Genomic DNA, 12,576 nt, shown 5'->3' with positions numbered 1-12,576 from the left:
CGCCACCGTCGTGGCGCTCGCTTCTCAAGGGAACTGGCCAATCGAGGCGGAATTCGCCGCCGCTTTTCGCCGCTCGCGGTTGGTTTGCAGCGAATGCCTGTCGCAACGACTTCGGCTACTAAGCGTTTTTAGTTTTTTTTCGGATTCGCCTCAGGCAAAGTAGCCCTTATTTCTGCGAGATTCTGAATCCAGCCTGTTCAATGGTGGCTCGCAAGCTTGCTTCAGATGGCCCGTCAGGTGATGAGCGGACGACGGCAGTCCCATCGTCGAAGGAAATCGTTACTTGGTAGATACCAGGGAGCTTGGACAGTTGGAACTCAAGTGTGGCCGCACAGGCCGGACAACTCATGCCCTCGATGTGGAAGCTACTGGTTACGGTCGGAGCGGTTCCTTCATCGGCCTTCGGTTCGGACGAACGTGATGCCGCGAATCCGTGTAACACGATTTGGTTGTACGGGAGCAAGGCGAAAGCGATCACACACAAAGTGCTGAGTCACAAAATGGTGCGATCGAATCGTCGAAGCTTGGGGCTTGGGGTAGCACACGTGTCATCGGCCTTGCAAGCGGGCTTGCGTAAATACGCGAAGTAAAAGCCCGCCGCGAGTAAGGCCGCCGCGGCAACGAGAAAACACGACCTCACGGCCTCGAAGTACCCCGCCACACCCGCTGCGGGCAGACCAAACGCCAAAAGCAACAGCGGCAGCCAGCAGCAGGCGGACGAAAGAATTGCCGACAACACGGCAGCTGGCGTGTCAGAACAATAGGCATTCAGCTTGGTCGGATGTGCTCGTCGTCGGTCGGCGACGCTCGCGATGGGCCACAATCGTGGCGATTGCATGCTTCGCGCAGGGCCGCCTCGATCATCTCCACAGGTGGCACACCTGCGCCCCCGTACGTTCGGCAGCCGAATCCATAATTGGGTGCCGCGCGTAACCTGGGATCAATGTCTTGGCCATCGATCAGAACCGTGGGCGAACCAGCGAACTTCATGATCATCGGATCGTCATTTTGGGTGACTTCCAGCTCATGGATGTTGGCGTCCACACCAAGCCGCTGAAGCACATCCTTGGTGCGCTCCACGGTCGGCTTGTGATTGGGACAACCTTCGAAATAAAGCACTTCGATTTTCATGATCATTCTCCTTCGTATCGGTCCAGTGCCCTCAAAATGGGCACGCGCCACTGGGCTGTGCCCGCTGACAATTCCTCGCCAAAGCTAGCGGCGTCCGCTTCATTTTCTGAACGTTACGAATTCGTAGCTCGGTATCAGCGATTTTCCTCTACGCAAGTGCGAGCATCGCCTTGCAGTTGCTCAAAGACTCGGACTGCCCTTTCAGTAGTTGCTTGATTTTGCGAGGTTTGAAGCCGATTGCTTTAGCATCACGGATAAACCGGATGTACTTGACAATTTACGGATGATGCAGTCTGTAACCCGACGGACTTCGCGGAGGTTCCTCAAGGAGCCCTGCGCACTCGTAAAAGCGAATCGTCTCGACACTGACGCCTGCTTGCTTGCTAACTTGTCCGATACTCAACGTGTTTATTTTTCATCCTCTATTTTTTCATCTATCCGCACTCTACGCACTGTAGTATACCACAGAGAAAGATTCGCCCAGAAAACCGTCCCTTTGTTTGGGGTATTGATAGGCCGGTTGCCGTCCGGACCCGCCACCACGTCAAACTTGCTCCGGGTATTTTATAAGGACTCCACCAAATCAAGCTATATGATGGTCTTGTACCGGGACAACTAAAAAGTCGCGGTGATCGTCCTTTTGGACGACTTGCTGTACGTGGCGGTGGAGCTTCATCTCACCCTGGAAGAAAATGCCGCGGCTGTTTCTTGAAGCCCAATTTGTTACCGGATTCTTAAATACTTGCAGATAGATGCCAGATGGATCGTCACTAGGGAATAAGCTGTGGGTTTTTCGTATCAGAGACGCTGGCAGCAACATCGTTTCAGTCAGCCGATCATCCGCCGATTTTGGTACTTTTACGGTATCCCATGAAATAACCGTCCTCACCGGCTTGCGGGCTCGCTCGATTTCTCAGAAATCACCGGAGGGATGTTCCAAGCCTTCCCCTGTTCGTCAACTCACTAAGCCGCCTTCCCCTGATCGCCGTATACCGATATCGACCACGACCACTGATTGTCCCCGCTTTGTCCCCGCTCATCGGTCAGGCCAGATTCCCACCTCTTCGGGAATGGTGGGAGAACTTGCGATTAACGAACCTGACGGCTCAATGCAACGATCTACGGAGAATTTCCGACGCTGTAGTGTAGCCGACAAAGTTGAATCTTGCCGTGGATGAGCACTCTTGACAGGCGGCTCAAAGCACCTTGCGATATTTTTTCACTTTTTGTTCAAGACCGGCTGTCGCAGAATAGTCGCAGCAGTTGGGCCTAGTCGCTTGATTACTCACTTCTCCAATTGTTCACAACTATACTCACAACCGCACCCATCGACACTCAGAATTTGAGGCCCCTGCGGTCCCGCAAGACCGATTTTTACAGACAGCGACGCAGATGGCCTGCAATGAAGCCCAGCTTCAACGGGGCAAGAAAGCTAGTCTCCCCGGTGACTCCCCGCAGATGATCCGACGTCGGTCAAGTTGAGGTGATGTGTTTGGATTGCAGCGCTCAAGGCTCGCCAGTATTTTACGCCACAGAGCGTGTGTGATCGAATTTGGGATAGTCGACAAAGGGCTGCGTGGGTTCGGGCTGGGCAAAATGCAAAGGCCTACCGAATGAGTTGACTTTTTGCCTACCCCGTCTGCTCTTCCTGTGTGTTGGGTTCGCCTGATGACACTCCCCGCAGTATGGCCGTTGCTAACCGGATTGATTGGCGGTAAATTATGATGGGGCTTTAAGGACCAGGGGCGACTTTTCAGTGGTCACGGGATGTCAATTTGGGGTGAGCTGCGCGATTCAGGAGAACGGCTTGTGAACCTCGTGCTGATTGAGACCTCCGGTAATCAGTCGTTCATATTCGCCACCAACAAGTTGCGTGAAAACGTGGGCGCTTCAGAACTCATCTACCGCACGGGAACCAAATACGTATTCGATGCGGTGAAGAACCTGAAAGTTAAGGTGCCAGGCGATCCCCGAATTCCGAGTGAATACCCGCCGCTCAGCACTCAAAACCCGGTTGAAATCATTCTGGCGGCTTCCGGCAAAGCGTTGTTACTAGTTCAAAATGCGGATGTTGGCCGGCGGATCGTTCGGGAGGTCACATCACGGGCCTTAGAAGAAGCCCCGGGTGTGGACGTGTATGGAGTGGTCAGCCGAGATTTTGATTTTGATGACGAACCGATTCATCCATTGGTTGGAGAAGTTCACAGACAATATGAGAGAGTTCGCTCGCGGTTGCCAGGGGCAGTGGCGCGATTTCAGCGGTTACCAATCGTTGCGGAATGTGCGACGAGCGGATTGCCGGCAGCTCGGCTGGCCTGCGCGAACGACGAGGTTCCGGTCTGGGAACACCGTGAGTATTCCGCATCAGTTTTCGCCAAGGTTCGGGCACGAAAGGGCTGGGAGGATCGCCTCAAGAAAGTTCTGCACCGACAAAACGTCAACCATTGTTTGCCCGACACTCTCACCGGTTTGGAAGAGCTTGGTTGCGATTGGCTGGCGATTATTCATGCAGATGGTAACGGGCTGGGTCAGGTCTTTTTAAACTTTGATAAATTGGCAAAAGTTACTGACAATCGTGACAATCGCGACTACATTACCAAGCTTCGGGAGTTTTCTCTTGCTCTGGACGAGTGCACGGAGAGGGCATTCTGTCAGGCTTTGAGATTGCTTTATCCCCGTGGAGGCTTTTTGCCCATCGTTCCGCTGGTGCTGGGTGGTGACGACCTAACGGTCATCTGTGATGGTCGACAAGCATTACGGTTCGCGAAAGAATTTCTCGACAATTTTGAAAAAGCAACTCGAGAGCATAAGGCGATTCAACCAATTCTGAATAACGGCGTGACGAGCTGTGCGGGCGTAGCGATTGTCAAGCCACACTTTCCCTTTTTCGCTGCTTATCAGCTTGCTGAGGAACTGTTGCAATCCGCCAAAAAGATTGCCAAGCAGAATCCCCAATCGCCGGTTTCTGCTGTGGATTATCATATCCTCCATGATGCAAGCGGTCCAAATCTCGAGCGAATACGCCGGGAGCTGACGGTGGATGATGGAAACACGCTTCTGGTGGGACGACCATACGTGACAACCGCCAATCAGGGGCCCGTGCATCGGCACTGGGAGAAGTTAAAGGAACGGGTTAAAGCGGTGCGAGCGGTGGATGGTGATGGACGCCGTCAGTTGCCTAATAGCATGCTCCACGCGTTACGACAGTCGCTCTTCCTGGGCCAGCAAGTCGCCGATGCCCAGTTGAAATTGGTCTTGGAGCGCTACCGCAAACAAGGGTTGGCCACACTGTTGGGCGATGGAGATTCTCTTTTCTGGATGGACACGGACTACCGTCGTACGGGATTGCTGGATGCGGTGGACACAGCCGAGTTTCTGGAGGATTGACTGTGGGAAAAGTATGGCCACTGCCGGAGCGTTTCCGCGTTCGGTTGATATTTGAAAGTGATTGGCACGTGGGTTCGGGAACGGGGCGGCCGGGGGCCGTTGACCGCCTGGTCATCCGTGACGGTGATGATTTGCCGTATGTTCCGGCAAAAACGCTTCACGGTGTTTGGCGGGATGCCTGCGAACGGCTGTGCCGGGCTCTGGACGATGGGCAGGTGGGTAGCTGGTCCAGGTTGGTGGACCAAATTTTTGGCAGCCAACCCGGTCTCGGTGGAAATAATCCGTCCGGCCGCCACCAAGATCCGGCGAGAGCGCCAATCCCTTCGGCGATTCAGATTCGTCCCGCCCGTATTCCTGAACCGCTGCGCTCAAAGTTGTTGCAATCCGACCGTCGCTTTCGGCAGGTCCTGACGTTCATCAAGCCCGGGGTGAAGATCGATCCACGCAGCGGTGCCTCTCAGACAGATTTTCTGCGGTTTGAAGAAGTTGCACGCAGGGGAACCGTTTTGGAAGCCGAGTGCCAACTTCGAGTTCCTAGCAACAGTGCCCGGGAAGTGGCCAGCGCCCTTCTGGTTGCCTCGGCGATGCTGGTGGAGCGTCTGGGTGGCAAACGCCGCCGAGGAGCTGGCCGCTGTCGGTTGGAAATTGTGGATGCCGACGTCGCGGCTGCCATCAAATGGTTGAAGCAGAACTCACTGGCTCCAGAGTGGCCTGAGGCTGAACAAGAGACGACTTCGGTTGCTTCGAAGGTAGTCTCAGCGTCCTATGATGGCCCCTGGGTGTGCGTGCCGCTGAAGCTAATGCTTGAGGAGCCTCTGGCTGTCTCGTTCCGCACGGTGGGCAATATTGTAGAAAGTCTCGATTTTATTCCCGGTACTTACCTGTTGCCGCACGTTACCAGGGCGTTCAAAAGTCTTGGAGTTGACGTGCGGCAGGCCATTCAGTCTGGGGATTTGATTCTCTTGCCGGCCTATCCCGAAGTGGATGGCGAGCGTGGGATGCCTGTGCCGATATGCCTCTTCGCTCGCAAGGGGGTAAGCCAACCTCTCTCTAAAGAAAATAGACAATCGATCGTCAATGTCCTTATCCAGCGGGAGCCGAACGACGGCACGCAACGCAAGCAATTGCGGGAAGGTTATATTTCTACTCAGCAGGAACATATCTATAAAACGCCAATGATCCTCCGCACGCATAATACGGTGGAGGATGGAGTGCAACGGCCCACGCGAGATACAGGCGGAGTGTACAGCTACGAGGCAGTTTCTCCCACGGATCAGGGAAAAGCGGTGGTGTTTCGGACGGAGTTGCGGTTGCGCCAGACGCTGGTGAACAGCTTAGCTAAGGTAGAAGAAAAGTGGTGGACCAAGTTGAATGGTGATGTCGCTCTTGGGCGCTCAAAAAAAGACGATTATGGCTTGGCCCGGTTGATTGCTGCTAGCCCCGAGCCCTGGACTGCTGCGCCAGCACCGCGTGCCGACGGTTTGCTTTTCGTGTGGCTTGTTTCGGACGCGCTTGTGACCAATGAACGGTTGCGGCCGGAGCCGACCAGTCAAGCGCTGGCCAAAGAGCTGGGGCGTCGATTGGGCGTGAAACTGAGGCTCCGGGAAAGTAGCAACGGCTGTCTCAACGAGTTGATTCGCGTCCGGCGTCTCGATACGTGGCACGTGGGCTGGGGGCTGCCTCGGCCGACTCTTATCGCTTTGCAGGCGGGTTCGTGCATGGTGTTTCAGGTGGAAGGGCAGCTCGACCCGGATAAGCTTGCCGAAGTGGAAGCCCGTGGAATCGGATTGCGCACCGCCGAGGGTTTTGGCCAGGTGCGGTTCAATCATCCACTTCTGACGACACTGCCAACTCAGTGGTCGCAGGCTCCACGTGAATCGGTTAAGTCAGAGCCGGCCAACTTGCCTCAAGGTGGGCCAATGGACGAGCAAACACAAGAATTCGCTCGTCTTTTGGAGATCGAACTCTGGAAGCAGGAAATCCGGCGGGCGTGCATGAGGATTGCTGCCGATGCCGGAAAGCGCGAAGAATTGCTCGGGTGGGATGTCAAGAAGGGTATGCCCCCCATGAGTCAGCTCGGGGCTTTACGGGGCCAGCTTGCTTTGCTGCAATCGCCCGGTGATAAACAGCAGATCATACGTTGGTTGGAGCATCTAGCGAGGAACAATCGACGAAGGGAAAAGTGGCCATCTCTGGAAAAGGTCAAAGGATTCATCGAATTGGACGATCGCATCTGGGAACAAATCCCAACCGAAGATCGGCCCACATTGACGCCGGATGCGGAGAAACTCTTGAAACAAGAGCTCTGGCCCTTCGCGGTCCGCACTTTCTTTGACGCTTGCATTCGTGCCCACAAGCGCGAGCTTGAGGGAGCCCAATCTGAGGAGTCGGTTCATGGCACGTGAGATTTACAGCCGTCTGTGCTTGTCCGGGACGCTCATCACCGAATCCCCGCTGCACGTCGGCGGATATGGGGATGACGTGGACACGGATCTGCCGCTGGCCCGGGACGGTGCCGGCCAACTTTACATCCCGGGTACGAGCTTGGCTGGTGCGTTTCGCTCCTTTGCGGAAATGGTACTTGGAGAAGCCACCATTAACAAACTTTGGGGGTACCAGGACAAAGGTCAGGGCAACGCATCATTTGTTTTGGTTGAGGACGCAACCGTTGAGAATGCTGATCCGCTGGTTATCGAAATCCGGGATCACGTCGGCATCGATCGCGAGTATGGATGTGCTGCGGAAAACATCAAATACGACCGGGCCATTCTGCCACGGGGGACTCGCTTGTCCTTCAAACTGGCTGTGGAAGTGGCGGACCCCCATAACGACCGGGAGTTGGCTCTGGGGATGATCGCAGCGTTAAAGGAAGCCCTGGAGCACGGTAAGATCCGCTTGGGGGCGGCCAAAACACGAGGCCTGGGTCGAATCAAGCTCGAAAGTGCCTCTGTGACCGAGCAGATTCTCGGTACTCGAGAGGGGATTCTGGCCGTTTTGGAGCAAGCCGATCCCGTGGAGGTCGATCCCGGAGAAATCGAGAGGGCAAGGTTGGCGTGTACCCGTCAGCGCACGACACGGTTGAAAGTTGAGATTCACTGGGAACCTGTGGGCCCCATGATGGTCAAGGCGGGGCTCGAAGGAATTGCGGCTGACGTGTTTCCGTTAGTCAGTCATATTGAGGGCGAGATAGCGCCGGTTCTACCCGGTAGCTCAATTAAGGGGACGTTTCGCGCTCATGCTGAGCGGATTGTTCGCACTCTGCGTCAGGATCTGAAACCGAGTTGGTTGGAGGCGTCAAGTAGGCAGAGGTTTCTGGATGCCCTTGAGGTCGAGTTGATCAATGAGCTCTTCGGCCGCCGCGGTGAAAAAGCCGCAGCGGATAAAAATAGTTCCTGGTTACCTGGACTTGGTGCGCTGAGTGTGGCAGACTGCTATGCGAAAAAGCGTGTCGATTCCGAGCAATGGCGGGCTATCGAGACTGCTACCGACGACTTTGAGCTCCGTCGGGCGCTGGACAAAGCCGAACTCCAGACTTGGTCTCACGATTACCATGTGGCCATTGATCGGTGGCTTGGTTCTGCGGCCGAAGGTTTTCTTTATACCGTTTTAGAACCCCACCGCACAGAGTGGGAACCCATCCAGTTAGAAATTAATCTATTGCGAATTCCTGACGATCTCCGGATTCCAGCCATTGTGCTGCTTCTATTGATCCTTCGCGACCTAGCAAGAGGTCAACTCCCACTCGGTTACGCGACGCATCGTGGGATGGGCACCGTGAAGGTCAATACGGTGCTTTTCGGCGGGGATGATCTTGATCATCCCTGGGATCAGTGGCGAAACATTCGTCTGGAAAATGGGGAGCTCCGTAATATACCGCCAAGCTGGAATGAAGCATGGAAACAATGGATTGAGCGAAACCAGGAGAACTCTACATGAATACACAGCTTTTTACATACACCCGTGAAGGAATCAATCTCTGTGACGCTTTAAAAGATTTTGCCTCTCTTGCTGGCACGGAAGGTGCGATAGCCCTGTTGTATTCACCCCGTCGCTGCGAGTTGGCAGTGCTCGATGATGGTATCCTTCGTGGGAGCGATGGCCGGCCACTCCAGCTTGATTCAGTGTTCGAAGCTCGCTCTTTCTCCGTCGAAGTGGAATTCCGTTGGCGTAACGATCCAACGTCGGAGAAACGTCATCAAGCGGTTATTATTGCGGAAAAAGATCTTTCGGCTCAGTTGCGAGATTGGCAGGTTGAACAGCGAGTCAACGTCATCAAACAGTTGCCGCAAACATACCTTTTGTGGGGTGAAGGTACTGGCCGAACGGTCGGTGGGAGCTGGAGTGAGCTGGCCACGGCTCGGATCGGCACGTTGAATGTGCCGGTGCCGAATGTGGGCCGAAACGAACGCGTGCTGCTTCACACCGTGGAGTATATCATTGAGGCGGAGCACGGCAACGCCGTCGTTTTCGATGAACGCTTGGTAAAGCTGGAGGTGGCTCGTGGCTAAGGGCCTTCTGATTGTCAACGTCAAGAAACAGATCCGCATCAAGTTTATTAATAGTAAGGGCAAAGAGGTCGAGACAGCCGTGCCGGAGGCGGAATTGTCGGCGCAGGTTAAGCAAAAACCTTTGGAGCAGCTCAATGGCCTCGAGGTGGAATTTGATGAGGTCGGTGGTCAGCCGAAGAAAGTACGCCCTGTGGGTGAACCATTTGTCGGTTCTTACTTTTCGCCGGGATTAATATCGGGAGATGCTGGACGTGAGGCTCAGCCAAGAAGCCGAAATCCAGAACAGCGGCTCAGAGGTCAGTCGAAGTTGCAGTCGGTGCCGAATCGAGCCAGCTCCCAAGTACTATCGTTCCACAACCCATACAATTTCGTGCCGGCACCACCGCGGGACACTGGCCATCCTGAACTGGGTGATCACCGCCCGGTCGGTCATCATGTTCTGTTTCCGGATCGCTATACCGGTGTTATTCGGGTGAAGATGACGGCCGTCACGCCGTTGCTCCTTCCCGATGCGGCAAATGCCACGAATACCGGCAATGAGCACAAGAGCTTTCCCGTGCGCGTCGACGCCGACGGCAAACCGTATATCCCACCCACGTCGATCAAGGGCATGCTCCGCTCGGCTTATGAAGCTGTGACTAACTCCCGATTTGCGGTGTTTCCAGGGCATGATCGCAAACTGGCCTACCGTATGGCGACGCAGCAGGGTTTGGCGCTGGTTCCCGCTCGCGTGACTAATGGCCAGCTAGAACTTTTGCCTGGCACCTCAACGATTGGGCATGAAAGACCTGACGAGCCGATGTACGCTGCCTGGCTTCCGCGTTACCATCGTGGGAAAATCAGCAACAACGCCGTGTGCTATCCCAAGGGTGAGCTGCCAAAGCATGGGGACGAGGTCGACTGTTGGGTGGAACTTATTCAGCACTGGCGCTGGGACTCTAAAAGTAAAAGCCACAAGCAAGACTTTCGATACTGGCGAGTATTGAAAATCGTCCCTACCGGTAAGAAACTTGGGCCGAAACCTGCCGCCTCTTCTGATCCAAGCAAAAGAGATTCGCAGAGTTATCATCAACCGTTGGGTGAAGTTCGAGAGATTCGTGGTTTTGTTTGCATAACGAATGCCAATATTGACCGGAAGCACGACGAAAGGGTTTTCTTCAGCGCATCGAAAGAAAGCCACATGGTTCAACTCAGCGATCAACACCATCGAGATTGGGAAACTCTCATTCTCAATTACCAACAGGAGCATGCCGAAGAAATTCGCCGCGGTGAGAAATCGCCGCCTGCTCTAAAGCATTCCGAATGGTCGCGCCATATTGTGGGAATTAATAATAACGCGAGTGCAGAGCGGGAACTCCGTGATGGTACTCTTCTCTATGCGTGGGTGGAGCAGGAGGGAAGTGGTTGGCGCCTTCGCGGATTGTTCCCCGTCAATATTTCTCGAAAACTGTACGATGTGGCCCCCTTGGATCTACTCGATTGTTCTTTGCGGCCTGCGACGTCCCTGGACCAGCTTTCACCGGCGGATCGGGTCTTTGGCTGGGTCAATCAACGAGGACACGGGGCATACAAAGGCCAGCTCCGAATTGGCCCGGTGACATGCATCACGCCGGCGGATCGGGCCATCGAATGGTTCAACTCGAAGAAGCGGAACCTGTACGACGAGGAAGCGAAATCCGAGCCGGGTTTGCCACTGGCCATCCTTGGCCAGCCCAAGCCGCAACAGGCCCGATTCTACGTGGCCGCTTCACCCAATGGCGAAGCGCAACGCGATGGTTTGTCCAAAGAGGAGGCCGGTTATTCACCGGACAAGGGACTTCGTGGCCGGAAGGTTTATCCCCATCATCGTGGACTCCCGCCAGGCTACTGGGACGATCCCATGGAGGACCGCACCCAAACGGAGCAGAACGGTTATTTCCAGGAATACCGCCGCCCACGACTTAACGGTAAGGAACAGCGCGACAATCAAAACCGCTCCATTCAGGGTTGGGTCAGGCCTGGCACCGAGTTTGTTTTCGACATCCATGTGACCAATGTGTCGGCTGTGGAATTGGGGGCGTTGCTATGGCTCCTCAGCTTACCCGAGGGCCATTACCACCGTTTCGGTGGTGGCAAACCGCTGGGGTTTGGCAGTGTGCGATTGGAAATCGATCCCTCTGGCACGGCCATTTACAGTGGCGAAGGCTGGCGGCAGATTTATTCTTCTCTGGAGGAGACCAGCCTGAAGTCTGTGTCTCCTGAGGCGTTGGTCCAAGAATTCAAAGAGGCCGTTCGTTCGGCCTACGGTGGCGAACGGCGTTTCGAGGAAGTGTCATTCATTGCTGCATTTCTGAGGATGGCCAGTGGACATCCAGATCGCTTGCCGACACACTATCCACGAGCCAGAGAAGCCATCCAACAGGGTCCGATTCCACCGCATCCGGAAGGTAGAGCCTACGAGTGGTTTGTCGAGAACGAACGCGTAAAGAACAGAAGTGTCCCGGGTTTTTCATTGCCTGACCTTGCTAAGGATATCGGGCTACCAATTTTGCCATAAAATCGCATGGGAAAAGTGGACAGGGTGCTGTTAGACTCAGGAGCCAATAACGATGCCGAGCAGCGTGGTCAGCTTCATAGGTACGGGGCAAAAGATTCAGCCACAGGACGCCCGGTCGGAGTATCGCAAGACCACATACCGCTTCACTCTTCCGGACGGTAGCCACTTTGATAGAGAGACCTCTCTTTTCGGGACGGCTTTAATTGAATATTTGCGGTATATCGGTGTTGAAATTGACCGTTGGGTTGTTCTCGGAACGTCAGCTTCGCTTTGGTCCGAACTAATTCGGATCATTCCCGACCAAGATGCAATTGGTGAAGAAGAATACTGTCGCATTGACGATCGCGTCATAGCCAGAAATGTTGATTCGGAATCCTTACAAAGGTGGGAACACGTCCTCAACGAACATGCTGGGCCATTGAAATTGCGGTTGTGTCTGATCGATGAGGCACTTGATCCAAAATCTCAGGAGCAAATCGCAAGAGAATTGTTTGAAAAAGTCCCGCACGGCAACGACGTAATATTCGACATCAGCCATGGCTTCCGTCACATGCCGGTCATCGGAGCATTTGTCATCTCTCTGATGCGCTGGATACATGGTATGAGAAACGTCCGATTCTTTTCCGGTGTCTTTGAGGCGCGGCAGGGGAATATTACGCCGGTCATCGAGTTGCCGATTTGTCAGAAGTTGGTGGAAGCCACGGAGGCGGCAGCCATTCTCAATCTTACTGGAAACTATGCACCCCTCGCCCGTTGCCTGGGTATTGATGCGGCCGAAGCCTGGTTTTTGGAAAATACCAACCAGCTCCACAGTGCCCGATCCAAAGCGCAGTCTCTTCGCAAGCGGGCTCACCAACAGGCCGATGCAGTGGAGAACGAATTGCACCGACTGCTTGAGGAAAGGCTCCAATGGACGGGACAGAGTTCTTTCGCGGAACGGGTGCGGCAGTCCGCACTGGAGGCATTGGATCACGAAGACTACTTCCGGGCTGCCGTCCTAATGTACGAATCCCT

7 protein-coding genes are annotated in these 12,576 nt (G+C 54.6%); 6 read left to right on the top strand and 1 reads right to left on the bottom strand.

The window, feature by feature from the left end; genetic code table 11:
- Positions 1–768: 768 nt before the first annotated feature.
- Positions 769–1,131 (bottom strand): hypothetical protein, encoded by a 363-nt coding sequence (locus tag ABJK56_RS01750; protein WP_347242944.1) that lies wholly within the window; start codon positions 1,129–1,131, stop codon positions 769–771.
- Positions 1,132–2,940: 1,809 nt separating this feature from the next.
- Between ABJK56_RS01750 and ABJK56_RS01745 the strand changes: the two genes are divergently transcribed.
- The 6 genes from ABJK56_RS01745 to csx2 form a co-directional block, all read left to right on the top strand.
- Complete coding sequence (locus tag ABJK56_RS01745; protein ID WP_347242943.1) at positions 2,941–4,518, top strand: hypothetical protein; 1,578 nt, start codon at positions 2,941–2,943, stop codon at positions 4,516–4,518.
- A 2-nt stretch (positions 4,519–4,520) separates the two neighbouring features.
- On the top strand, positions 4,521–6,923 hold the full coding sequence (locus ABJK56_RS01740; RefSeq protein ID WP_347242942.1) for an RAMP superfamily CRISPR-associated protein: 2,403 nt from the start codon (positions 4,521–4,523) through the stop codon (positions 6,921–6,923).
- On the top strand, positions 6,913–8,454 hold the full coding sequence (locus ABJK56_RS01735; RefSeq protein ID WP_347242941.1) for an RAMP superfamily CRISPR-associated protein: 1,542 nt from the start codon (positions 6,913–6,915) through the stop codon (positions 8,452–8,454). The genes ABJK56_RS01740 and ABJK56_RS01735 overlap by 11 nt, the downstream gene beginning before the upstream one ends.
- Positions 8,451–9,026 (top strand): CRISPR-associated protein Csx19, encoded by a 576-nt coding sequence (csx19, locus tag ABJK56_RS01730; protein WP_347242940.1) that lies wholly within the window; start codon positions 8,451–8,453, stop codon positions 9,024–9,026. The genes ABJK56_RS01735 and csx19 overlap by 4 nt, the downstream gene beginning before the upstream one ends.
- On the top strand, positions 9,019–11,562 hold the full coding sequence (locus tag ABJK56_RS01725) for a TIGR03986 family CRISPR-associated RAMP protein (RefSeq protein WP_347242939.1): 2,544 nt from the start codon (positions 9,019–9,021) through the stop codon (positions 11,560–11,562). The genes csx19 and ABJK56_RS01725 overlap by 8 nt, the downstream gene beginning before the upstream one ends.
- 52 nt (positions 11,563–11,614) lie before the next feature.
- A partial coding sequence (gene csx2, locus ABJK56_RS01720) for a TIGR02221 family CRISPR-associated protein (protein WP_347242938.1) occupies positions 11,615–12,576 on the top strand: 962 nt, incomplete at its 3' end.

It is taken from the genome of Thermogutta sp. (assembly GCF_039793925.1).
GTDB lineage: Bacteria > Planctomycetota > Planctomycetia > Pirellulales > Thermoguttaceae > Thermogutta.
Note: the sequence above shows the minus strand (reverse complement) of the source record. Positions and strands in the feature narration are given on the sequence as shown.

Bases quoted from the DNA above. Each gene is read 5' to 3' on its own strand.
- ABJK56_RS01735 (WP_347242941.1), top strand. From the start codon at position 6,913: ATGGCACGTGAGATTTACAGCCGTCTGTGCTTGTCCGGGACGCTCATC.
- csx19 (WP_347242940.1), top strand. From the start codon at position 8,451: ATGAATACACAGCTTTTTACATACACCCGTGAAGGAATCAATCTCTGT.
- ABJK56_RS01750 (WP_347242944.1), bottom strand. From the start codon at position 1,131: ATGAAAATCGAAGTGCTTTATTTCGAAGGTTGTCCCAATCACAAGCCG.